Raw genomic sequence first — 20,367 nt, 5'->3', positions numbered from 1 at the left:
TGGCAAAGGGCCGGCGCGCGTCCCCCGCCGGGCGCCGGCCCTTCCCATCCCGCCTTTCCCATCCGCCCGCCGCGCGCATTGCATAGGGTGCGACCATGAGCATCGCCGCCTACCAGCAGACGATGGCCGAGTGCGAAGACCCGCGCCGCATCGAGTATCTGGTCTTCCTCCGCATCACCCTCGACCTGGAAGCGCACCGCGAGGCCGGCTGGCGTTCGGGGCCGCTGAAGGACGCGCTGTGGCGCAACCTGGAACTCTGGAACACGCTGCGCGCCGACCTGCTGGAGGAGGGCAACGCCCTTCCTGAGGCGTTGCGCGCCGGGCTGGTCTCGCTGTCCTTCACGGTGGAGCGCCAGACCCGCGCGGTGCTGCGCGGGGAGGCCGACGCCGGCCTGCTGGTGGACGTCAACCGCTCCGTCATGAAGGGCCTGCAAGGTGCCGCGCAGGCGGAGCCTCCGGTTCTGGAGGTGGTTCATGGCGCTTAAGCTCCGCCTCAAGCCCTGCGAGCGCGTGGTCATCAACGGCTGCGTCGTGCAGAACGAGAACCGCCGCTACACCCTGACCGTCAGCAACTTCGCCCAGATCATCCGCGGCAGCGACATCATGCAGGAGGACGAGGCCGACACGCCCGTCCGGCGTGCCTACTTCCTGATCCAGAACATGCTGCTCGACCCCCGCGCGGCGGAGGAGCAGGGCGGCACCGTTGCCGGCATGATGGCGAAGCTCTACACCGCCTTCCTGCGCCCCGACATGCAGGACCGCATCATGCAGGCCATGCGCAACGTCAGCGAGCGGGACTACTACAAGGCACTGGCCTGCCTGCGGCCGGTGATGGCCTACGAGGACGGGCTGCTGCACCGCCCCGCCGTCACCTCGTCTCCCGAAGCGCGCGCCGAGGGGTGACGCCATGGCCGATCCCGTCAAGGCCCTGACCAGCGTCGGCAACGAGCGCACCGCCCCCGGCGCCGACCTGCTGGCCGAGGCGCGCCAGCGCCAGGCCGACCGCTTGCGCGCCGCCCAGGCCGAGTCCAACAACCCGACCGAGGTGGTCGAACCGGCGGCGGCCGGCGCCGGTGCCGAGAGCGAACCGCAACGCGCGGCGATCCCGCCTTACCGCGTCCAGCTCGACCCCGACACGCTGCGCCTGTCCACCGAGGTGCTGGACACCGCGACCGGCGAGGTCATCCTGCGCATCCCGCCGACCTACGTCGATCCCCAGGACGCGCTCGACGTGGCGCCGGACCCGGCCAGCCAGCGGGAGGTCGAGGCGTGAGCACGCTCCAGGACTATCGCCAGATCTCCCGCAACCAGGACCGCTTCGACGGCATGATCCGGGCGCGCCCGGACGTGAAGCGCAACATCGAGTATTTCCAGGCCAACATCGGCAAGGTCACGTCGGTGGACGACCTGATGAAGGACGACAAGCTCTATCGCTTCGTCATGGAGGCCTTCGACCTCGGCAGCCAGATCTTCGCGCGCGGCCTGATCCGCAAGGTGCTGGAACAGGGCGTCACCGACGACACCGCGCTGGCCAACCGCATGAGCGACACTAAGTTCAAGGAGATGGCGACCGTCCTCAGCCTCAATGAGACCGGCGGCGCCACCCTGCGCGAGCCGAAGATCGTCCAGGCCATCGTCGATCGCTACGCCGAGGTGAAGCTGGAGGTCTCCGCCGAAGACCAGAACCCGGCGGTGCGCCTCGCCCTCTACTTCCAGCGCAAGGCGCCGACCATCAACAACTGGTACCAGGTGCTGGCCGACCGCGCGCTTCAGAAGGTGGTCTTCACCGCGCTGGACATCCCCGACCAGGCGGCGCTGGGCGACCTCGACCGGCTGGTGGACAAGCTGAAGAAGCGGTTCGACATCGCCGACTTCAAGGATCCGGCCAAGACGCAGAAGTTTCTCGACCGTTTCTCCGCCATGTACGACATGCTGAACGGCGATCCGTTGGGGGCCGGGTCGGGGGCGAGCATTCCGTACATGGAGCCGGTGCGCGCGGGGCGGCGACCCTCGGTCATCTCCATCGACCCGTCCGTGACCCTGTCGTTGCTGCGTTTCCCGAAATTCTGATGGACATCACGGGCCGGTCAGCGGGGCGTCGCCGCTCCCCAACGGCCGCTGCATCAGGACCGTGTCGATCCATCGGCCGAACTTGAAGCCGACGGAGGTCAGGGTGCCGGCCGTCTGGAATCCGAACCGGCGATGCAGCGCGAGCGAACCGGCGTTGCCGCTGTCGCCGATGTTGGCGACCATTTGCCTCCAGGGTCCGGCCTCGCAGCGGTCGATCAGCGCGCGGAGCAGCGCGCTGCCGACGCCCCGTCCGCCGAGATCGGGCGCGACATAGACGGAATCCTCGACCGTGTGCCGATAGGCCGACCGCGTCCGGTAGAGCGTCGCGTAGGCGTAGCCGACCACGCCGCCGTCGATTTCGGCCACCAGATAGGGCAGCCCCAGCCCGACCACCGACGCCCGGCGCGCGCGCAGCTCCTCCACCGAGGGTGGAACCTCCTCGAACGACGCCAGCCCATGCAGCACATGGTGCGCGTAAATGGCCTGGACGCTGGGTATGTCCTGGTCCGTCGCGTCGCGGACGAGAACCGTGGGCGCGCTCCTTGCCGCCGTATCCTGGGCCGCGGCCTTGCTGATCATGGCTCAACTCATTGTTGGGAAGAGAAAAATCCCGATTGGCGCGCCCATTGTGCCAAGCTGTGATGCATAAAAGAAGATTTGGATCGTAATGCAGAGTATGAGATTTTCTTTGGATGCAGAGCCTCAACCTAGACCAGTTGCGCACCTTCGTGACGGTGATCGACTGCGGCAGCTTCTCCGCCGCCGCCGTCCGGCTCGGCCTGACGCAACCGGCGGTCAGCCTGCAGGTGCGCCAGCTTGAGCAGCGGCTTGGCAGCCGGCTGATCGAGCGGGTCGGGCGCAAGGCGCGGACGACGGCGGCCGGTGCCGAATTGCTCGTCCATGCCGGCCGGATCGACGCGGCCGTCACCTCGGCGCTGGAGGCGGTGGCGCGCCACGCCAGCGGGGCCATGGGCCGCGTCAGGCTCGGCACCGGCGCGACCGCCTGCATCTTCCTGCTGCCGCCGATCCTCGGGGAATTGCGGCGGACCTACCCGAACCTCGACATCACCGTCAGCACGGGTAACACCGCGGACATCGTCAAGGCGGTGGACGAAAACCTCATCGACATCGGCCTCGTGACCATGCCGGCGTCCGGACGCATGCTGGACATCACCCCAGTCCTGGACGACGAGTTCGTGGTCGTGGCACCACCCGGCATGACGCTGCCGCCACGCGTCACGGCGACGGCCCTGTCGCAGCTTCCCGTGCTGCTGTTCGAACCGGGCGGGAACACGCGGCGGATCGCCGACGAATGGCTTGCGCACAGCGGCGTGGAACTGAAGCCCATCATGTCGCTGGGCAGCGTCGAGGCGATCAAGGAGATGGTCGGCGCCGGGCTTGGCTGCGCGGTCCTGCCGGGCATGGCGATCCGGCGGGACCGCGATCACGGCTTCCAGGTCCGTTCCCTCTCGCCGCCGCTGCATCGTCGGCTGGCTGTCGTGATCCGCCGCGACAAGCGGCTTCACCACGGGCTCAAGGACATCTTTCTCGCCCTTAAACGCCTTGCGGAGCGGAATCCCGCCGTCTGAGTCCGCGTCCTCACAGGTGGATGGAGCGCGTTCCCGCCGGCTGGGTGGCCTGCATCTCGTAGAGCTTGGCGAGCAGTTGCGGCGCCGGCTGTTCCTTGGCTGGGGCCGCCGCCGCGGTGTCGGCGGTCGGTGCCGTTGCGTCGTGGGACAGCGCCGCGACCAACGCCGCCTTGGAGGGGAGGGTGGGCGTTGGGGATGCGTCGCCCGGCACTTTCATCCAGGGATGCGGCTGCGCAGTGGGCGTTCCGGTGGAGGCGACCGCGTCCGTCCCATCCCCCTCGACCAGCGACGCGATGTGGCCGAGCGGGCTGTCGCCGGTGATCGCCTCGAACATCGCCATGGCGGCCCCGCCGGCCAGCCCGATCGGCCCGCCGTAGAGGAAGTCTCCGGCCAGCCGGGCGGCCAGCCCGATGTGGTCCCCGGTCGCCTGCCGGTAGACCGCCGAGACGCCGGGCAGGTGCTGCAGCGGGTTCAGCGCGTCCACGACGTCGTCGAAGTCCAGCGACAGGTCCACGCCCGCCTCCTTGGCCGGCTTCGGCGTCGGCTTCGGGGTCGTCGGGGCGAGCGCCTGGGTGGCGAGGCGGCTGGTGTCCGTCATGCCGGGTCTCCGGTCAGGGTGAGGGCGTGGTCGAGGCGGCGGAAGGCCTCAAGCGATGGGGTGGCGTCGTCCTTGCCCTGGCGCAGGAAATCCTCCAGCGCCGGATGCAGGGCGACGGCGGCGTCGACCTCCGGGTCGGTGCCGGCCTTGTAGGCGCCGATGCGCACCAGTTCCCGCATGTTGTCGTAGGTGGCGGCTAAGCGGCGGGCTTGGCCCAGCAGGTGGTTTTCCTCCGGCCGGTGGCAGCCGGGCAGCAGGCGCGAGACGCTGCGCAGGATGTTGACCGCCGGGTAGCGCCCCTGCTCCGCGATGCGGCGGTCGAGCACCACATGGCCATCCAGGATGCCGCGCACCGCGTCGGCGATGGGCTCGTCGTGGTCGTCGCCGTCCACCAGCACGGTGAAGATGCCGGTGATGTCGCCTTGGCCGTTGCTTCCCGGGCCGGCGCGCTCCAGCAGCTTCGGCAGTTCGGCGAAGACGCTCGGCGGGTAGCTCTTGGCGGTCGGCGGCTCCCCGGCGGCCAAGCCAATCTCACGCTGGGCCATGGCGAAGCGGGTGACGCTGTCGATCAGGCACAGCACATGAAGGCCGCGGTCGCGCAGTTCCTCCGCCACGGTCATGCAGAGATGGGCGGCCTGCCGGCGCATCAGCGGCGGCTCGTCGGAGGTGGCGACCACGACGACGGAGCGGGCCAGCCCGTCGGCGCCCAGGTCGTCCTGGATGAACTCCTGCACCTCGCGCCCGCGCTCGCCGACCAGCCCTATGACGATGGCGTCGGCGCCGGCGTGGCGGGCGAACATGGACAGCAGCGTGGACTTGCCGACGCCGGACCCGGCGAAGACGCCCATGCGCTGGCCGCGGCAGATCGGGGTGAAGACGTCGATGGCGCGCACGCCCGTGTCCATCTTGGCCCCCACGCGGCGCCGCGCGTAGGCTGGCGGCGGGCCGGCGCGTAGAGGGCGTGCGTGGTCGCCGTTGGCGAGCGGCCCCCGGCCGTCCATCGGCTGCCCCAGCGCGTTGACCACCCGGCCGAGCCAGCCGGGGCCGGGGCGCAGCGTGAAGGCGGTGTCGTCGGTGACCGCCGCGCAGCCCTCCGCCACCCCGTCCAGATGGTCGAAGGCCATCAGCAGTGAGCGGCCGTTGCGGAAGCCGATGGTTTCGCACAGCAGGCGCCGGCCGCGCGTGGTCTCCGCCCAGCACTTGTCGCCCACCGCCAGCACGCGTTGCAGGCCGTCCACCTCCAGCGTCATGCCGGCGGCGCTGCGGATCTCCCCGCGCCAGGAGCGCGTCGGCAACCGCTCAATGTCGGCCAGAAGGTTCGAGAGGACGCGCATGCCCCGGGCATCTCCACCGCGTTGGAACGGGCGGAGAATAGCCCGTGGAATTTAAATCCGGTTTTAAACCGCGAGGATCATCTTCCGCTTGTCTCTGGTGAGGGGCAATGGAATGGATTTTAGTAATATTTCGGTGTTTCGGTTGGCCGGCGCGCGCCTCGATTACTTGGCGGAGCGGCAAAAGCTGATCGCCGCCAACGTCGTCAACGCCAACACGCCGGACTACCGGACCAAGGACCTGAAACCCTTCGACGAGCTGATGCGCGGCCAACAGGCTGGGGTGCAGTCGGTGACGCCGGCGCGCACCTCGTCCATGCACCTCGCCGGCTTCACCACGGGCGGGTCGTCGGTGCAGGAGGCGCGCAAGCCCGACCAGTGGGAAACGACGCCGGACGGCAACTCCGTCTCGCTGGAGCAGGAGATGAACAAGGGCAGCGAGACGCGCGACGCCTTCGCCCTGACTGCCGGCGTCTTCCAGCGCAACCTGCAAATGCTGCGCGCCGCCTGGCGCGTCGGTAACGGCTGACCGGGAAGGGCGTTTCCATGACCATTCTGTCCCAGACCGATCCCCTGGCCGCGACGGTGCGCATCGCCAGCTCCGGCCTTCAGGCGCAGGGCACGCGGCTGCGCGTCATCGCAGAGAACATCGCCAACGCCGACAGCACCGCCGCCACCGCGGGTGGCGATCCCTACCGGCGCAAGACCATCTCCTTCGACACCGCCATGGACCGCGCCAGCGGGTCGGAGGTGGTGAAGGTGAAGCAGATCGGCCGCGACCGCAGCGACTTCCAGCTGGTCTTCGACCCCTCGCACCCGGCGGCCGACGACAAGGGCTACGTCAAGCGCCCGAACGTCCAGCCGCTGATCGAGATGATGGACATGCGCGAGGCCAGCCGGTCCTTCGAGGCCAGCGTCAACGTGATCGAACAGAGCCGCAGCATGATGGGCCGCATGATCGACCTGCTGCGCGGCTGAGGAGGACCGCCATGATCGAACCCATCGGCCGCGCCGCCGCGGCCTACGCCGCCCACCGCGCGCCGCTCGCCTCGCCCACGCCGGCCGCGTCCGCGGCGGCGCCCGTGGGGGAGAGCACCGCAGCGGCGTCGGCCCAGGCCACGGAGTCCAGCTTCGGCGCCTTCCTCGACCGGCAGGCGTCCCAGGCCATGGACACGCTGAAGGAGGGGGAGCGCGTCTCCCTTGCTGCCGTGGCCGGCAAGGCCAGCGCGCACGAGGTCGTGCGCTCCGTGCTCGCCGCGGAGATGACCGTGCAGACGGTCGTCTCCATCCGCGACCGCATGGTGCAGGCGTACCAGGACGTCATGCGCATGGCGGTGTGAGTGCCAGTTTCGCCAACCGTTGCCCCCTCCCTAACCCTCCCCCGCTTCGCGGTGGAGGGGACTGTCTCCCTCTCCCGCGCAGCTCACGCGCAAGCGAAGCTTGCGCTGACGCGGCAGGCGGACCTTTGGTCCGCCGAGAGCGGGGGAGGGAAGGGGCCCACGAAGTGGGAAGGGTGGGGGCACCGCCGGAGCATCCCATGAACGAAGCCGACGTCCTGGAAGTCCTGCGCAGCGGCATCTGGACGATGCTGCTGGTCGCCGCCCCGCCGCTGGCGGTGGCCGTGCTGGTCGGCGTCACCATCTCGCTGGTGCAGGCGCTGACCCAGGTGCAGGAGATGACGCTGACCTTCGTGCCGAAGATCGTCGCCATCCTGGTCACCACCGTGCTGGCGCTGCCCTTCATGTACGGCGCGCTGACCACCTACGCCGACCGGCTGAGCAGCCTGATCGTCTCGGTGCGATGATCAAGATGCGCGTCTCCGTTGGGCTCTGCGCGCTGCTGCTCGCCGACGGAGCGGTGGCGGGGGAGGCACGGCCCTCCGCGCAGATTGGCGCGTGGTCGACGGCGCTCTACGTCCCCGCGCCGCGGCCCTTGCAGACTCTGCCGCCGGAGGCCGCCTGCATCGGCGCCATCCTGGACGCGGAGCGCGAGGCCGGGGTCGCCGACCACCAGCTGCTCGCCATGGGCTTCACGGAAGCCGGGCGGATGACCGCCGACCGCCTGTTCACCGTGTGGCCCTGGACCGTCAACACGGAGGGCGTATCGCGCTACTTTCCGACACGCGACGACGCCATCGCCTTCGTGCGGGAGGTGCAGGCGCGCGGCGTGCGCTCCATCGACGTGGGCTGCCTCCAGGTGAACCTGAAATGGCACCCGGACGCCTTCCCCGACCTCGCCACCGCCTTCGAGCCGCGGACCAACGCGCGCTACGCCGCCCGTTTCCTGGGAGAATTGCAGCGCGCCCACGGCACGCTGGACGACGCCATCGCCCGCTACCACTCCGCCCAGTCGGAACGCGGCGCCGCCTACCGCCAACGCGTGGCCGGGAACATGCGCTGGGTGTCCGGCGCGCTCGACTACCTGAAGGCGCTGGCCGCCGGCCCGCAGGCGCCAACGCCGGTGGGTATGGCGGCGGTGTGGGGCCGGGCGGAGCTGGGGCGCCTGTCCTTCCTGTCCAGCCTCTACGCCAACGCCGAGGTGCGGCCGCTGCTGCCCTCCACCGCTCCTTAAAAGCGGGTTTTACCGCGGCGCGCTAGCCTTCGTGGACGCACGCACCCAGCCCGCCTTCGGAGCCTCGAATCCATGAGTTTCACCGGCACCTTCCGGACCCGGATGACCAGCCTCGGCGACGTGGGCATGGCGAACCGCGACGTGCTGTTCGCGCTGGCCATCGTGCTGGTGCTGGGCGTGCTGTTCCTGCCGGTGCCGACCTGGCTGCTCGACCTTGGCCTTGCGCTGTCGCTGTCGGTCAGCGTGTTGATCCTGATGGTCTCGCTGTGGATCAGCCGGCCGCTGGACTTCTCTGCCTTTCCCACGGTGCTGCTGGTCGTCACGGTTCTGCGGCTGGCGCTGAACATCGCCTCCACCCGGCTGATCCTCAGCCACGGGCACACCGGCCCGTCCGCCGCCGGCCATGTGATCGAGGGCTTCAGCCAGTTCATCATGGGCGGCAACTTCGTGATCGGGGTGGTGATCTTCGCCATCCTGGTCGTCATCAACTTCGTGGTCATCACCAAGGGCGCCACCCGCATCGCCGAGGTCGGCGCCCGCTTCACGCTGGACGCCATCCCCGGCAAGCAGATGGCCATCGACGCCGACCTGTCCGCCGGCATGATCGACGAGGTGGAGGCGCGCCGCCGCCGCAAGGAGCTGGAGGACGAAAGCACCTTCTTCGGCGCCATGGATGGCGCGTCGAAGTTCGTGCGCGGCGACGCGGTGGCGGGGCTGGTCATCACTGGCATCAACGTGCTGGGCGGCATGGCCATCGGCATCGCGCAGCAGCGCATGTCCTTCGAGAACGCCGCGTCGGTCTACACCATCCTGACGGTGGGCGACGGGCTGGCGACGCAGATCCCGGCGCTGGTCGTCTCGCTGGCCGCCGGCCTGCTGGTGACCAAGGGCGGCAACGTCGGGTCGGTGGACAAGGCGGTGCTGACGCAGCTCGGCGGCTATCCCAAGGCGCTGATGGTGGCGGGCGGGCTGCTCGGCACGCTGGCGCTGACGCCGGGCCTGCCGCTGGGGCCCTTCCTGCTGCTGGGCGGCGGCTTCGGAGCGGCGGGCTGGTACGCCATGCGCGGGCAGGCGCGGCGCGCCGCGCTCGCCAAGCTGGAGGAGGGCCGCAAGACCGCCGCCGCCCCGGCGGAGGAGTCGGTGGAGGACATGCTGAAGGTGGACGAGGTGAAGGTGGAGGTCGGCAACCACCTCGTGCCCCTGATCCTCAACAAGAACGGCCCGCTGACCGGCAAGGTGAAGACGCTGCGCAAGCGCTTCGCCAAGGAGTTCGGCTTCATCCTGCCGTCGGTGCGCATCAAGGACAGCAGCTTCCTGCCGCCCAAGGGCTACGTCATCAGCGTCATGGGCGTGGAGGTGGCGAGCGGGGAGGTGCGGCCCAAGCAGATGCTCGCCATCGACCCCACCGGCGGCGCTGCCCCCGACCTGCCGGGCGAGGCGACGCGGGAGCCGACCTTCAACCTCCAGGCCCGCTGGATCGACCCGTCGCGGCACGAGGAGGCGATCGCCAAGGGCTACACCGTGGTGGACCCGGAAAGCGTCATCACCACCCACCTGACGGAGGTCATCAAGGACCACCTGCCCGCGCTGCTGACCTACGCCGCCATGCAGAAGCTGCTGGACGGGCTGGGGCGGGAGTACCAGAAGCTGATTTCCGACATGGTCCCCAGCCGCATCACGCTGGTGGTCGTGCAGCGCGTGCTCCAGGCCCTGCTGGCGGAGCGCGTCTCCATCCGCAACCTGCCGGCCATCGTGGAGGCGATCGCGGAGGCGGTGAACTGGACCCGCAACATCACGCTGGTGACTGAGCATGTGCGGGCGCGGCTGGGGCAGCAGATCTGCCAGTCGCTGACCGCATCCGACGGCTTCGTGCCCGTCATCGTGCTGACCCCGCGGTGGGAGCAGGCGCTGGCCGCCGGCATCGTCATGGACGGGGAGGACCGCCGCTTCGCCCTGCCGCCGACCCAGGTGCAGGAGTTCCTGACCGCGCTGCGCATCACCATCCAGAAGCACGCCACGCCGCAGGTCTGGCCGGCGCTGCTGGTGGGGGCGGAGGTTCGGCCCTTCGTGCGCTCCCTGCTGGAGCGGGTCAGCCCCATGACCCCGGTCATCAGCCATGCTGAGCTGCACCGCAAGGTCGCCGTGAAGACCGTGGACCAGGTGTAACCATGGACGCGCTCGCCCAGCTGCTCAGCCTGGAGGTCTACCGCGCCTTCCTGGTCTTCGCGCGGGTCGCCGCGGCGCTCGGCTTTCTTCCGGGCTTCGGGGAGTTCGCGATCCCGCCGCGGGTGCGGCTGTGCATCGCTCTGCCGGTGGCGCTGGCGCTGTCCCCCACCGTGCCCGGCCTGCCGGACCGCCTGCCGTCTGATGCCGCGGTGATGCTGGAGCAACTGTTCGCGGAGACGGTGGTGGGGGCGTTCCTCGGGCTGGGGGCCAAGCTGTTCCTGGCCGCCTTGCAGGTGACGGGCGGCATCGCCGCCCAGGCGGTGGGGCTCAGCAGTCCCTTCTCCTCGGAGGCCACGGGCTTCGAAGGCGGGACGATCCTGTCCAACACGCTGGGAATCGCCGGTCTGGCCGCGCTGTTCGCCACCGACCTGCATTACCTGATCATCGACGCGCTGGTGCGCTCCTACGGCAACTGGCCGGCGGCAACTCTGCCGGACACCGGGATGATCGCCGGGCGCTTCGCACAGCTGGTCGCGCAGACCTTCCGGCTGGGGGTGGAGCTGGCGACGCCCTTCCTGGTCTTTGGGATGATCGCCAACCTCGCGCTGGCGCTGGTCAACCGCGTGATGCCGGCCATGCCCGTCTATTTCGTCGCCACCCCGGCCATGCTGGGAGCGGGGATGGTCGTCTTCCTGGTGTCGGCCGGCGCCATGCTGGCGGCGTGCCTGGCCGCACTCGGCGGCTGGTTGGGGGGATCGTGATGGGTGAAAAGGTTCTGGCGCTGGGCCCCCCTCCCAACCTCCCCCCACTTCGCGGGGGGAGGGGCTTTGGTCGCGGAGCGGCGGCCGTCCCCTCCCTCGCCGAAGGTGGGGGAGGGTCAGGGTGGGGGCCCAGTGCAACCACTCCCCTCTAGGAGCCCACCATGGCCGACGGACCGGACGACGAACAGAAGACCGAGGAGCCGACCGAGAAGCGCCTGCGCGAGGCGATGGAGCGGGGCGACGTGCCGCGGGCGCGCGACGTCGGGCTGTTCGCCACCATGGCCGCCGCCTGGCTGATCGCTGCGGCGGCGGCTCCGCGCGCCGCCACGGGCATCGCCGGGGTGCTGCTGCCGCTGATTGAGAATCCGGACGATATCCGGCTCGACGGCAGCCCCTACGACGTGCTGCACAGCCTGCGCTGGCTGATCGGTGGGGTGGCGGCGGCGCTGCTGCCGGTGGTCGGGCTGCTGGTGGCGGGCGCGGTGGCGTCGGCGCTAGGCCAGGGGCCGTTCGTGGCGGCCAGCGAGCGCATCCGACCGAAGCTGTCGAACCTGTCACCGGCTAGCGGGTGGAAGCGCCTGTTCGGGCGCCACGCCTTGGTCGAATTCCTGAAGAGCCTTGTGAAACTGGCGGTCATCGCCGGCGCCGTCTGGTTCGCGGTGGCGCCCTACATCAGCTGGACGGAGGGGATCGTGGGCATGGACGTCGCGGCGCTGCCCAACCTGCTGCGGGACCTGACGCTCCGCCTGTTGCTGGCCGTCCTGCTGGCGACGGTGGTCATGGCCGCGGTGGACGTGCTGTGGAACCGGCTGGAATGGCGCAAGCGCCTGCGCATGAGCTTCCAGGAGCTGAAGGACGAGTTCAAGCAGACGGAGGGCGACCCCCACCTGAAGGCCCGCCTGCGCGACATCCGGCGGGAGCGGTCGAAGCGCCGCATGATGGCCAACGTGCCGCGGGCGACCGTGGTCATCGCCAACCCGACCCACTTTGCGGTGGCGCTGGAATACGACCGCGCCCGCATGCCCGCCCCCGTCTGCCTTGCCAGGGGGGCCGACCTTGTGGCGCTGCGCATCCGCGCGGTGGCGGAGGAGAACGGCGTGCCGGTGGTGGAGAACCCGCCGCTCGCCCGCGCGCTTTACGCCTCGGCCGAGGTGGACGGGGTGATCCCGCTCCAGCACTACCAAGCGGTGGCGGAGGTGATGATGTACGTGCTGCGGCTGAAGGGAGGAACCGCGCAAAAGGCGTGAGGCGCATTGTTGGAAAATGCGCTTAATGTCTTTTCAATGGGTTTGGCTGTAGACGAAAGGTCGAGGCCCTGAGGGAAACCCGATGAGCTGTGAAACCCGAAGAGTTGCAGCGGGCGATGACCGATCCCGACGACCTGTTCGAGATGTACCGCTCCGACCGCGGTGGTGCTGCGGCTCTGAAGGGCGACGCGCTGGCGAACGCGCTCGCCGACAACGTCCGCCGGACCTTCGCGGCCATCGACCGGCTGATCGCGGAGGTCGCCCAGGCGCTGTCCCAGGCGCGCTACACGATCCGGTTCGCCCCGTCGGTGGTCGACCGCGGCAGCTACGTCCAGCTCGACCGCGCCTCGGAAGGTTTCCGTGATTATCTCCGGCTGTGGAGTCACCAGCGCGCCGAAAACCGCGGCGGCGGGATGCATTGGGAAGCCAGGATCCTCGTTGCCGACGGCCGCCGCCAGTCGGCGGAGATCGGCCTGGGCGTCACCATAGAATGGCCGGCGGGCGTACCGGACGCGAATTTCGCCTTCGTCGAGTTCTGGACGACGGGGCAGGGCGTCTCCCTACCGTCGGAGGACCGCGCCTTCCAGCGCGCGCTGGTCGCCTGCATCCTCCGCCTGGAGGAGGCGGGGGCGCTGACCTCCGCCGCCAAGCGTTAGGCCCGACCGCCACCGTTCCCGTTACGCCCGTGTGCAAATCCTGCCACGGCGTAAAGGAAAAGTTTACCATGCCGGGGTGCCAATAGGGTCGGCTCAGCGGGTTTGCTCCGTGGGGGAGGCTTCGTGCGGAATGGGGCGTGATGCGGCGGTTGCGGTTCGATCTCTTGGCGCTTTGCACGGTCCTGGCCGTCTTCGGCCCGGTGGTCGTCGGCACGGCAGCGGCCCGGTCGGACGAGAGCGCCGCGCCACCGGAAACCCATCTGCGGATCGTCGGCGGGCTGGCCGGGATCACCCAGTACACCCGCTATGAAGCGCCCTTCTGGACCCGGCGCCTGAAGGAGAGGTCCGGCGGGCGCGTCACTGCGGAGGTCGCCCCTTTCGACCAGAGCGGCATCCAGGGGCGTGAGATGCTGCGGCTCCTCAACCTGGGCGTCATTTCCTTTGGGACGGTGCTGCCCAGCGCGGCCACCGAGGACCCGGAGCTGGCCGCGCTGGACCTGCCGCTGGTCAGCCCCGACTTCGCCACCTTGCGCCGGGTCGTTGCCGCCTACCGTCCGCAGGTGCAGCGTTTCCTGCGCGAGCGGTACGGGTTGGAGCTGCTGGCGGTCTACACCTACCCGGCGCAGGTGCTCTATTGCCGCCAGCCCTTCCGGAGCCTGGGCGACCTGAAGGGGCGGCGCGTCCGCACCTCCGGCGTGTCGCAGGCGGAACTGGTAGAGGCGCTCGGCGGCATTCCGGTCGTCACCCCCTTCGCGGACATCGTGTCGGCGGTCCGGCGCAACGTCGTCGACTGCGCCATCACCGGCACCCTGTCCGGCAACAGCATCGGCCTGCACGAGGTGACCAGCCACGTGCACGACATGGCGATCAGCTGGGGAATTTCCCTGTTCGCGGCGAACGGCGACGCGTGGCGGGCTCTGCCGCCGGGCGTGCGGGAGCTGCTGCAGCGCGAGGTGGGCGGCCTGGAATCCGAGATCTGGCGCGGTGCCGAACAGGAAACCGCGGAGGGCCAGGCCTGCAACGCCGGAATGGTCCCCTGCACCGCCGGACGCCCGGGCCGGATGACGCGCGTTCCGCTGTCGTCGGAAGACATCGGCCGACGGTCGGAGCTGATCGCCACGGCGGTCCTGCCGGGCTGGCTCGCACGCTGCGGCGACGCCTGCGCGGACGCGTGGAACCGCTCCGTCGGCCCGCTCCTCTCCATTCCCGCGCCGCGCGAGTAGACGATGAAGCCGCCGCGCTCGCTGCTCGTCATCACGGTCACCGCCGTCTGCCTGCTCGCGTCGCAGGGGGCGGCCACCTGGCTGCTTGTCGAGCAGTCGCGGACCGCGGCGCTGGCGACGGCTGGCCAGACGGTGAAGCGCACCCTGGGGACGGCCGCCGCCAACATCAACCGCGGCTTCCTCCAGGTGGACGCGCTGCTGTCCGGCTTGGAAAGCCTCGTGGCCCCGTCGGAAAGCGCCGACCCCGCGGTGCCGAACCGCAAGCTGCGCAACCTCTCCGACCAGAATTTCCTGGTCCGCGAGCTGATGATCGTCGGGGTCGACGGCCGGGTCGTCGCGTCCGGGCTGGAGGCGACGCGACGGCACCCTCCGGCCCTCAAGAACAGCTTGTTGGCCGACGATGCGCCGCCCCACAGCGGGCTAATCGTCGGCGACCCGCTTCGCAACCGGCTCACCGGGGAATGGTCGCTCTATGTCGGGCGCGCCGGGCGCTGGCTGGACGAGCCTGTGGTCGTGGTTGCGGAAATCCCGCTGTCCAACATCGCGCAGGTGGCGCTGCCCGAGACGACGACGGCCGGCCTGCGGGTGTCGCTGGAGCGCACGAACGGGCAACTGCTGATGAGCAACCCGCACGACGCGCGGAACACCGGCCAGATCCTGGGACCGGTGTCCGACCGGCTCACGCCCGGTGGGCCCTGGGCGCCCATCGAGGGCCGGGTCAGCGGCCGCCGCGTGATCGCCGCCGCCACGCCCACCCTGCACGAAGGCCTCGTTCTGGTCGTGCAGCTCACCGAGGATGAGGCGCTGGCCAACTGGCGGGAGACCCGCCGGGTTGTGCTGATCGCCTCCGCGGCGCTGGCCGCCGTGGTGGTCCTGCTCGCCGTGGGGGCGGTGCTTTACCTGCGGGCGCGCGACCGTGCGGCGGCGAGCCTGCGCTGGTCCAAGCGCCTGCTCGACCAGGCGCTGGACGCGATGAGCGAGGGGCTGGCCGTCTACGACGCCAACTGGACCCTGGTGCTGACCAATCGCCGCTATGTGGAGATTTTCCCGCACCTGCGCGACGTCGCCGTCCCCGGCATGCCCTTCGAGCGCCTGGCGCGGCAGGCTGCGGCGGTCGTCCTGCCGGAGGGCACCGAAGCCGAGCGGGAGACCTGGGCCGAGTGGCGCCGGCGCGCCCACGAGGGGTCGGGGTCGTTCGAGCAGACCTTCCCGTCGGGCCTCACCGTCCAAAGCACGCAGGCCGAAATGCCCGACGGCGGCGTCGTCAGCGTGCACCGCGACGTCACCGCGGCCAAGCGGGCGGAGGAGCATCTGCGCGCCGCCCGCGACACGGCGGAGCGCGCCAACCGGATGAAGTCCGAGTTCCTGTCGAACATGAGCCACGAGCTGCGCACGCCGCTCAACGCCATCATCGGCTTCGCCGAGGTGCTGGAACGCAACGGCGCCGTGCCCGAGCCGGTTCGCATCGACTACGCCCGCGACATCCGCCTGAGCGGGGAGCATCTGCTGGCGATCATCAACGACGTGCTGGACATGTCGAAGCTCGACGCCGGCGCCATGATCCTGCACGAGAGCGTGTGCGACCTGAGGCGGCTGGTCGGCGCGGCCGGGAACATGCTGCGGGAGCAGGCGCGGGCGGCCGGCGTGACCCTGCGCGTCATGGTGCCGGAAGAGCCTTTGCCGGTGCTCGGCGACGAGCGGCTGCTCCGCCAAGTGGTGCTGAACCTCGTCTCCAACGCCATCAAGTTCACGGGCTGCGGCGGCACGGTGGACGTGGCCGTGGTCCGCGCCGAGGCCGGCGGGTTGCAGGTGACCGTCATCGACAACGGTGTCGGCATCGCACCGGAGCACCTGCCGAACATCTTCCAGCCCTTCTACCAGGTGGACGGGACCGCATCCCGCCAGCGCGGCGGGACCGGGCTGGGCCTGCCGATCAGCCGCGCGATCATGAGGATGCACGACGGGCAGCTGGAGATCACCAGCGCCCCCGGCGTCGGGACGATCGCGGTGGTCATCCTGCCGGCGGCCCGCTGTGCGGCCAACCGCGCCGATGAAGTGGCCTGATACCGAAGGCGTTTGACGGCTTCCATCAAACGCCTCCGCCTTCCCCGCCGCCAACCGGCTCGCCCAGCAGCGACCCGCCGCCGATCCCGAAGGTCGCGATCAGCAGCGGGACCATGGTGTCGTCGCCGACCTGGACGTTCGTGCTGCCCGCGGCGATCGGCCCGGTGCCGCAGGTCGCCGGCGCCGGGGGCTCGAACGCATCAGCCAGGGATCACTTCCCAACCGGTGGTGGAGAGATAGATGATCGCGCCGACGGTTTCCTTGACGGTCACCACCGGGAACTCCACCGAGAACTCCACCGGGAACTCGATGTGGCCGTTGTGGGGAATCTTGTAGCCGGAGATAACGCAGCTCTGGCCGGTCGTCAGGGACACCGCGGAGAAATACACCCAAAGGTTGCTGCGGTCCTCCCCGCCGGCGTAGGTCGCGGTGCCGGCGATGCCCAGTTGGTTGCCCTCGGTATCGTTGATCGAGACGTTCCAGATGCAGGCCGGGCTGGTGTACAGGCCATTGTGCTTCGCCATGTCATACGGCCGGCGCATGAACAGTTCCATGATCGGCCGGCCATATGACCCTTTCGCACATGGTGCAGCCATGTGCTGTCGGGTTTGAACCGAAGGCGTTTGATGGAAGCCATCAAACGCCTTCGGTATCATTCGACCGGGACGGAGCGCAGTCCCAGCCGCCGGACGATGCCCTTCATGGCCTCCTCGATCACCACGCGTTCGCCGGGGTCGAGGTGGCCGAAGAACTCCGCATCGTTGCGGTCGGCCAGCGCCGACAGCTCGGGTACCAGCGCCCGGCCGTCCAGGGTGAGCGCCAGGGTCTGGTAGCGCCGGTCGTGAGGCAGACGGGCCGGGTCGGGACCCTGCGTGATCAGCTCCTTGGTCGCGAGCCGGTCGGCCAGCTTCGAAATGGCCCCCCGCGTCATGCCGAGCCGTTCGGCCAGCGCGCTCGGCGCCACCGCGTCCCGCTCGAACAACTCGCGCAGCACGACCCATTCGGCGACGGTGACGCCGCGCGCCGCGAGCTTTGTCGCGAAGGCGTGCGACACCTGGTTCGAGACGAAGCGCAGCCAATAGCCGAGATGCCCGTCGAGCGGGGTGACCCCGTTGCCGTCCGTCATTGTGGCCCCCCTGAGTGGTTGACAAGGAAACTATCGCGCCTTGGTTTCCTAGTCAACTGCTTGGGAGGGCCGCACCCCGTTCCTGTCCCGACGGGAAACCGCCGTCGGGCCGGGGAGCGTTGCGCTCCGCCGGCTGTTTCCTATCCCTCGGCCGATTTGTATACCGAAGCCGCGTGCAAGAGCATTTTGCCTCTGGTTCCGTTGGCGCTCTCCCTATACGCTGGTAGGCAAATCGGAGCGTAGAACATGGAAAACGTCTCAGTGCCGCCGCATTCGGCCGCGTCGAACGGTGGTCAAGCCGCGGAGACCGGAGTGAAGCCGTTTGTGGACTTCGACCTGAACGGGGTTCGTATCGTCGCGTTCCTGGACAGTGACCAGCCGTCCCAGCCCGGCGGCAACCGCTGGCCGCAGGTTGCCGAAGCCTATGCGGCGGACCACGGGATCAGCCTCAGCGACGCGCGCTGGTACAGCGTGCAGCCCTACCGCTTCGCCAACGGGCGGCCGAACATCAACGAATTCCGGCCGAGCAACCAGTCCTGGAAATACGAGACGAACCTGAGCACGGGGTCCGAAATCCTCCGCCGCCTCGGGCTCGACCTCGACAGCCTTCCGCTGGACATCTGACCTTCCCAAAAGCGGCTCGGCCGAAATGCCGGCAGGCCGAAACGCGGGACAGGGCACCGTCCCACACCGGTCATGCGCTCATCATGCGCCCGGCGGCACCACGAAGCAGGCCATGCCCTGGCCGCTCAGGCTCGCGCAGCTCTGCGCCGCGTCCTGCTGCGACAGGCCGGTCAGGCGCGCGCGGTACAGCGGGCCGTTCTGGGTGTCGACCGCCTGCACCACGCGCTCCGTGCGGGTGAGCGTGGCCGGGGACGCCCGGCGTGCCTTCTCGATGATCCGGTTGCTGTCGGAGGGGGACCGGAAGGCGCCCAGCTGGACGGTCCAGCCGCCGCCCATGGACGCCCGCGCAACCGTGACCGGCGCCTGGAGAACGGGGGCGGGCAGGGGCGTGGCGATGGGTGCCGGAGAAGCGGGCGCGGTCGGCAGCGGCACCGGAATCGGCGCGGAGGTGACGATCGGAGCCGGCGCGATGACCGGCGTCGGGGTGGGGGGCTGGGCGACCGGCAGTTCCTCCGGCAGGGCGGCGACCTCCACCGCACCCGGCCCGCTGCCACCCTCCAGCCGCGGCCCGATGGAGGCGATGTAGCGCTTCGTCTCCCCCGGCAGCCGGCGGTTTCCCGACAGGTAGTCGGCGTAGCAGCCCGGCCCGCAGTTGTAGGCGCCGAGGAAGCCCGGCGACCCGAACAGGTCGTACATCTCGCGCAGATACGCGGTGCCGGCCAGGATGTTGTCGCGCGGGTTGTAGGGGTCGGGGCCGAGCCCGTGCTTGCGCCGCATCTCCGAATAGGTCACGGGCATCACCTGCATCAGGCCCATGGCGCCGGCGTGGCTGATGATCGGCTTGCCGTTCAGCATCGTGCGCCCGCCGCTCTCCTGGCGAATGACCTCGCGGATCCACTGCTCCGGCATGCCGAAGCGGCGCGAGGCCTCGGCGATGTGGGCGTCAATGTTCGGATCGCGCGAGGACAAGGAGGAATCGCTGGCGCACGCGGCGAGGAGACCGGACAGGATGACCGCAGCCGCAAACGATTTTCTGCAACGCACAGTGCTGCCCACTTTCGATGACGATCCGTCGGATAACGAGAACGGCAAGATTGCACATTCCGACGGATTCCTGAATGGGCGAGTCTGTGACCAATGCCTCTCGGGCGCGGAAAGTGACCGCGGCGCGTTTCACCCGATTCGGCGTGTGGTTTCTACAAGGCAAGTAAAATGTCCGGCTCATTGAAGAAAATCGCTCGTGCAGGGCCTTGCGCGGCCAAATACGGTGCCGCGCCCACAGGTCGTGGACAGTCGGTACCTTTCTCCTTCTCCGCAAAATGGGGGTGCGAGCCTATTGGATTATATGCAAACAGTCCGCATGCCGTACTATCGCTGCGTTCGGCACGTGGTGCCCTCTTCGGACTCCGCGGCCAACCTTGTGGAGGAATTTGCAATGGCTGACGACCGGAACCAGAACCAAATGGGGAGCCAGGACGATCAGAAGCACGGGCAGCAGGCCCAGCAGAACCCTCAGACACGCCAGCAGGGTCAGACCGATCAGAACCTCGGCCAACAGTCTCAGCAGACCGACGCCAATCGCGCGCAGCAGGGCCAGCGACGGCAGAACCAGGACATGAACGCCGACGACGATCAGGATCAGCAGAACAAGCAGAATCGTTGACGGTCCCCCGCGGGTCGGAGGCGCGGCGTTCGTCGCGCCCCCGACCGCAAGCAGCCTGAGGCGGTCCTTCGGCCGCCTCTTCTGCATGGAAAAACCGCGTGGGGACCAGCCCGGGATCCAGCCTGGGATTCAGGATGAACGGCCATGACGTACTGCGTCGCCCTGTATCTGAAAGATGGGCTGGTGATGCTGTCGGATATGCGCACCAACGCCGGCGTCGACCATATCTCCACGTTCGGCAAGATGCATGTGTTCGGCGAACCGGGCGAACGCATGGTCGCCCTCCTCACCGCCGGCAACCTGGCGCTGACGCAGTCGGTGGTGGCCTTGGCCCAGGAAGGGGTGGAGGTCGACGGCGAAACCCTCACCATCCTGACGGTCTCCAGCATGTTCCAGGCGGCACAACTCGTCGGCGCCGCCGTTCGGAAGGTGTGGAAGCGGGACGGCGCGGCGCTGAAGGAGCAGCGCGTGGACTTCGACCTGTCGATCCTGCTCGGCGGACAGATCCGGGGGCGGCGGATGCGCCTGTTCCACGTCTACTCGGCGGGAAACTTCATCGAAGCCACGCCCGACACAGCCTTCTTCCAGATCGGCGAGCACAAATACGGCAAGCCCATCCTCGATCGTGCCCTGACGTTCGACACCGGGATCTGGGATGGGGTGAAGCTCGTCCTGATC

The 20,367-nt window shown here is 69.3% G+C and carries 25 protein-coding genes (1 of these 25 cut by a window edge); 18 read left to right on the top strand and 7 right to left on the bottom strand.

Annotation, left to right across the window (positions count from 1 at the left end):
• Positions 1–95 precede the first annotated feature (95 nt).
• Genes M2351_RS22300 through M2351_RS22285 form a run of 4 tightly spaced genes read left to right on the top strand, consistent with a single transcriptional unit; the run spans position 96 to position 2,070 of the window.
• Positions 96–485 carry a flagellar biosynthesis regulator FlaF gene (locus tag M2351_RS22300; RefSeq protein ID WP_264658248.1) on the top strand — a complete coding sequence of 130 codons (390 nt, stop codon included), beginning with the start codon at positions 96–98 and terminating at the stop codon, positions 483–485.
• Positions 475–903, top strand: coding sequence for a flagellar biosynthesis repressor FlbT (locus M2351_RS22295; protein ID WP_264658247.1), 429 nt, complete (start codon positions 475–477; stop codon positions 901–903). The genes M2351_RS22300 and M2351_RS22295 overlap by 11 nt, the downstream gene beginning before the upstream one ends.
• Positions 904–907: 4 nt before the next feature.
• Complete coding sequence (locus M2351_RS22290; RefSeq protein WP_264658246.1) at positions 908–1,273, top strand: hypothetical protein; 366 nt, start codon at positions 908–910, stop codon at positions 1,271–1,273.
• Positions 1,270–2,070, top strand: coding sequence for a DUF1217 domain-containing protein (locus M2351_RS22285; protein ID WP_264658245.1), 801 nt, complete (start codon positions 1,270–1,272; stop codon positions 2,068–2,070). The genes M2351_RS22290 and M2351_RS22285 overlap by 4 nt, the downstream gene beginning before the upstream one ends.
• Before the next feature lie 6 nt (positions 2,071–2,076).
• Here M2351_RS22285 and M2351_RS22280 read toward each other — a convergent pair whose 3' ends face one another.
• On the bottom strand, positions 2,077–2,649 hold the full coding sequence (locus M2351_RS22280; RefSeq protein WP_264658244.1) for a GNAT family N-acetyltransferase: 573 nt from the start codon (positions 2,647–2,649) through the stop codon (positions 2,077–2,079).
• A gap of 113 nt (positions 2,650–2,762) precedes the next feature.
• On the opposite strand from M2351_RS22280, the gene M2351_RS22275 reads away from it, so the two are divergent.
• Entirely contained in the window at positions 2,763–3,659 is an 897-nt protein-coding gene (locus tag M2351_RS22275) for a LysR family transcriptional regulator (protein ID WP_264658243.1), read from the top strand.
• 10 nt (positions 3,660–3,669) lie between these two features.
• Here the strand turns inward: M2351_RS22275 and M2351_RS22270 are convergent, their stop codons facing one another.
• From M2351_RS22270 to M2351_RS45225, 3 genes are all read right to left on the bottom strand, one after another.
• Positions 3,670–4,257 carry a hypothetical protein gene (locus tag M2351_RS22270; RefSeq protein ID WP_264658242.1) on the bottom strand — a complete coding sequence of 196 codons (588 nt, stop codon included), beginning with the start codon at positions 4,255–4,257 and terminating at the stop codon, positions 3,670–3,672.
• On the bottom strand, positions 4,254–5,591 hold the full coding sequence (fliI, locus tag M2351_RS22265; RefSeq protein ID WP_264658241.1) for a flagellar protein export ATPase FliI: 1,338 nt from the start codon (positions 5,589–5,591) through the stop codon (positions 4,254–4,256). The genes M2351_RS22270 and fliI overlap by 4 nt, the downstream gene beginning before the upstream one ends.
• A gap of 329 nt (positions 5,592–5,920) precedes the next feature.
• Positions 5,921–6,136, bottom strand: a complete 216-nt coding sequence (locus M2351_RS45225) for a hypothetical protein (RefSeq protein WP_406567427.1) — start codon at positions 6,134–6,136, stop codon at positions 5,921–5,923.
• On the opposite strand from M2351_RS45225, the gene flgC reads away from it, so the two are divergent.
• The 10 genes from flgC (at position 6,135) to M2351_RS22210 (ending at position 16,276) form a co-directional block, all read left to right on the top strand.
• Positions 6,135–6,566: a flagellar basal body rod protein FlgC gene (flgC, locus tag M2351_RS22255; RefSeq protein WP_209773769.1), complete on the top strand. Its 432-nt coding sequence runs from the start codon at positions 6,135–6,137 to the stop codon at positions 6,564–6,566. The two genes, M2351_RS45225 and flgC, sit on opposite strands and share 2 nt — an antisense overlap.
• An 11-nt stretch (positions 6,567–6,577) precedes the next feature.
• Complete coding sequence (locus M2351_RS22250) at positions 6,578–6,928, top strand: flagellar hook-basal body complex protein FliE (protein WP_264658240.1); 351 nt, start codon at positions 6,578–6,580, stop codon at positions 6,926–6,928.
• 197 nt (positions 6,929–7,125) lie between these two features.
• Complete coding sequence (gene fliQ, locus M2351_RS22245) at positions 7,126–7,392, top strand: flagellar biosynthesis protein FliQ (protein ID WP_264658239.1); 267 nt, start codon at positions 7,126–7,128, stop codon at positions 7,390–7,392.
• 5 nt (positions 7,393–7,397) lie between these two features.
• Positions 7,398–8,159 carry a lysozyme family protein gene (locus M2351_RS22240; protein WP_264658238.1) on the top strand — a complete coding sequence of 254 codons (762 nt, stop codon included), beginning with the start codon at positions 7,398–7,400 and terminating at the stop codon, positions 8,157–8,159.
• A gap of 72 nt (positions 8,160–8,231) precedes the next feature.
• Positions 8,232–10,325, top strand: a complete 2,094-nt coding sequence (gene flhA, locus M2351_RS22235; protein WP_264658237.1) for a flagellar biosynthesis protein FlhA — start codon at positions 8,232–8,234, stop codon at positions 10,323–10,325.
• Between the two features lie 2 nt (positions 10,326–10,327).
• Positions 10,328–11,086 carry a flagellar biosynthetic protein FliR gene (locus tag M2351_RS22230; protein ID WP_264658236.1) on the top strand — a complete coding sequence of 253 codons (759 nt, stop codon included), beginning with the start codon at positions 10,328–10,330 and terminating at the stop codon, positions 11,084–11,086.
• Positions 11,087–11,247: 161 nt separating this feature from the next.
• A complete protein-coding gene (flhB, locus tag M2351_RS22225) occupies positions 11,248–12,333 on the top strand; it encodes a flagellar biosynthesis protein FlhB (protein ID WP_264658235.1) in 1,086 nt (361 codons plus the stop codon).
• A 116-nt stretch (positions 12,334–12,449) separates the two neighbouring features.
• On the top strand, positions 12,450–12,989 hold the full coding sequence (locus tag M2351_RS22220) for a hypothetical protein (RefSeq protein ID WP_264658234.1): 540 nt from the start codon (positions 12,450–12,452) through the stop codon (positions 12,987–12,989).
• 140 nt (positions 12,990–13,129) lie between these two features.
• Complete coding sequence (locus M2351_RS22215; RefSeq protein WP_264658233.1) at positions 13,130–14,212, top strand: TRAP transporter substrate-binding protein; 1,083 nt, start codon at positions 13,130–13,132, stop codon at positions 14,210–14,212.
• Positions 14,213–14,215: 3 nt separating this feature from the next.
• Positions 14,216–16,276 (top strand): ATP-binding protein, encoded by a 2,061-nt coding sequence (locus tag M2351_RS22210; protein WP_264658232.1) that lies wholly within the window; start codon positions 14,216–14,218, stop codon positions 16,274–16,276.
• Between the two features lie 200 nt (positions 16,277–16,476).
• On the opposite strand, the gene M2351_RS22205 is transcribed toward M2351_RS22210, so the two are convergent.
• Both M2351_RS22205 and M2351_RS22200 read right to left on the bottom strand, forming a co-directional pair.
• The gene (locus M2351_RS22205) at positions 16,477–16,818 is read right to left on the bottom strand and encodes a hypothetical protein (RefSeq protein WP_264658231.1); all 342 of its coding nucleotides are present in this window, start codon (positions 16,816–16,818) and stop codon (positions 16,477–16,479) included.
• Positions 16,819–16,928: 110 nt separating this feature from the next.
• On the bottom strand, positions 16,929–17,402 hold the full coding sequence (locus M2351_RS22200) for a MarR family winged helix-turn-helix transcriptional regulator (RefSeq protein ID WP_264658230.1): 474 nt from the start codon (positions 17,400–17,402) through the stop codon (positions 16,929–16,931).
• 246 nt (positions 17,403–17,648) lie between these two features.
• Here M2351_RS22200 and M2351_RS22195 point away from each other — a divergent pair, with 246 nt between their 5' ends.
• Complete coding sequence (locus tag M2351_RS22195) at positions 17,649–18,026, top strand: hypothetical protein (RefSeq protein ID WP_264658229.1); 378 nt, start codon at positions 17,649–17,651, stop codon at positions 18,024–18,026.
• An 81-nt stretch (positions 18,027–18,107) separates the two neighbouring features.
• Here the strand turns inward: M2351_RS22195 and M2351_RS22190 are convergent, their stop codons facing one another.
• Complete coding sequence (locus M2351_RS22190) at positions 18,108–18,995, bottom strand: transglycosylase SLT domain-containing protein (RefSeq protein WP_264658228.1); 888 nt, start codon at positions 18,993–18,995, stop codon at positions 18,108–18,110.
• A gap of 466 nt (positions 18,996–19,461) precedes the next feature.
• Here M2351_RS22190 and M2351_RS22185 point away from each other — a divergent pair, with 466 nt between their 5' ends.
• Positions 19,462–19,689: a hypothetical protein gene (locus tag M2351_RS22185; RefSeq protein ID WP_264658227.1), complete on the top strand. Its 228-nt coding sequence runs from the start codon at positions 19,462–19,464 to the stop codon at positions 19,687–19,689.
• Between the two features lie 144 nt (positions 19,690–19,833).
• On the top strand, positions 19,834–20,367 hold the 5' portion of the coding sequence (locus tag M2351_RS22180) for a proteasome-type protease (RefSeq protein WP_264658226.1). 201 nt of this gene lie beyond the right edge of the window; the window shows 534 of its 735 coding nt (coding positions 1–534); it begins with the start codon at positions 19,834–19,836; its stop codon lies off the right edge, out of view.

This window comes from Azospirillum canadense, assembly GCF_025961225.1.
GTDB lineage: Bacteria > Pseudomonadota > Alphaproteobacteria > Azospirillales > Azospirillaceae > Azospirillum > Azospirillum canadense.
This window is presented reverse-complemented; position numbering and strand designations above follow the sequence as displayed.

Excerpts from the sequence above, each read along its gene's own strand:
- M2351_RS22300 (WP_264658248.1), top strand. The coding sequence starts at position 96 with ATGAGCATCGCCGCCTACCAGCAGACGATGGCCGAGTGCGAAGACCCG.
- M2351_RS22295 (WP_264658247.1), top strand. The coding sequence starts at position 475 with ATGGCGCTTAAGCTCCGCCTCAAGCCCTGCGAGCGCGTGGTCATCAAC.
- M2351_RS22290 (WP_264658246.1), top strand. The coding sequence starts at position 908 with ATGGCCGATCCCGTCAAGGCCCTGACCAGCGTCGGCAACGAGCGCACC.
- M2351_RS22280 (WP_264658244.1), bottom strand. The coding sequence starts at position 2,649 with ATGATCAGCAAGGCCGCGGCCCAGGATACGGCGGCAAGGAGCGCGCCC.
- M2351_RS22275 (WP_264658243.1), top strand. The coding sequence starts at position 2,763 with ATGCAGAGCCTCAACCTAGACCAGTTGCGCACCTTCGTGACGGTGATC.
- M2351_RS22270 (WP_264658242.1), bottom strand. The coding sequence starts at position 4,257 with ATGACGGACACCAGCCGCCTCGCCACCCAGGCGCTCGCCCCGACGACC.
- fliI (WP_264658241.1), bottom strand. The coding sequence starts at position 5,591 with ATGCGCGTCCTCTCGAACCTTCTGGCCGACATTGAGCGGTTGCCGACG.
- flgC (WP_209773769.1), top strand. The coding sequence starts at position 6,135 with ATGACCATTCTGTCCCAGACCGATCCCCTGGCCGCGACGGTGCGCATC.
- M2351_RS45225 (WP_406567427.1), bottom strand. The coding sequence starts at position 6,136 with ATGGAAACGCCCTTCCCGGTCAGCCGTTACCGACGCGCCAGGCGGCGC.
- M2351_RS22250 (WP_264658240.1), top strand. The coding sequence starts at position 6,578 with ATGATCGAACCCATCGGCCGCGCCGCCGCGGCCTACGCCGCCCACCGC.
- fliQ (WP_264658239.1), top strand. The coding sequence starts at position 7,126 with ATGAACGAAGCCGACGTCCTGGAAGTCCTGCGCAGCGGCATCTGGACG.
- M2351_RS22240 (WP_264658238.1), top strand. The coding sequence starts at position 7,398 with ATGCGCGTCTCCGTTGGGCTCTGCGCGCTGCTGCTCGCCGACGGAGCG.
- flhA (WP_264658237.1), top strand. The coding sequence starts at position 8,232 with ATGAGTTTCACCGGCACCTTCCGGACCCGGATGACCAGCCTCGGCGAC.
- M2351_RS22230 (WP_264658236.1), top strand. The coding sequence starts at position 10,328 with ATGGACGCGCTCGCCCAGCTGCTCAGCCTGGAGGTCTACCGCGCCTTC.
- flhB (WP_264658235.1), top strand. The coding sequence starts at position 11,248 with ATGGCCGACGGACCGGACGACGAACAGAAGACCGAGGAGCCGACCGAG.
- M2351_RS22220 (WP_264658234.1), top strand. The coding sequence starts at position 12,450 with ATGACCGATCCCGACGACCTGTTCGAGATGTACCGCTCCGACCGCGGT.
- M2351_RS22215 (WP_264658233.1), top strand. The coding sequence starts at position 13,130 with ATGCGGCGGTTGCGGTTCGATCTCTTGGCGCTTTGCACGGTCCTGGCC.
- M2351_RS22210 (WP_264658232.1), top strand. The coding sequence starts at position 14,216 with ATGAAGCCGCCGCGCTCGCTGCTCGTCATCACGGTCACCGCCGTCTGC.
- M2351_RS22205 (WP_264658231.1), bottom strand. The coding sequence starts at position 16,818 with ATGCGCCGGCCGTATGACATGGCGAAGCACAATGGCCTGTACACCAGC.
- M2351_RS22200 (WP_264658230.1), bottom strand. The coding sequence starts at position 17,402 with ATGACGGACGGCAACGGGGTCACCCCGCTCGACGGGCATCTCGGCTAT.
- M2351_RS22195 (WP_264658229.1), top strand. The coding sequence starts at position 17,649 with ATGGAAAACGTCTCAGTGCCGCCGCATTCGGCCGCGTCGAACGGTGGT.
- M2351_RS22185 (WP_264658227.1), top strand. The coding sequence starts at position 19,462 with ATGGCTGACGACCGGAACCAGAACCAAATGGGGAGCCAGGACGATCAG.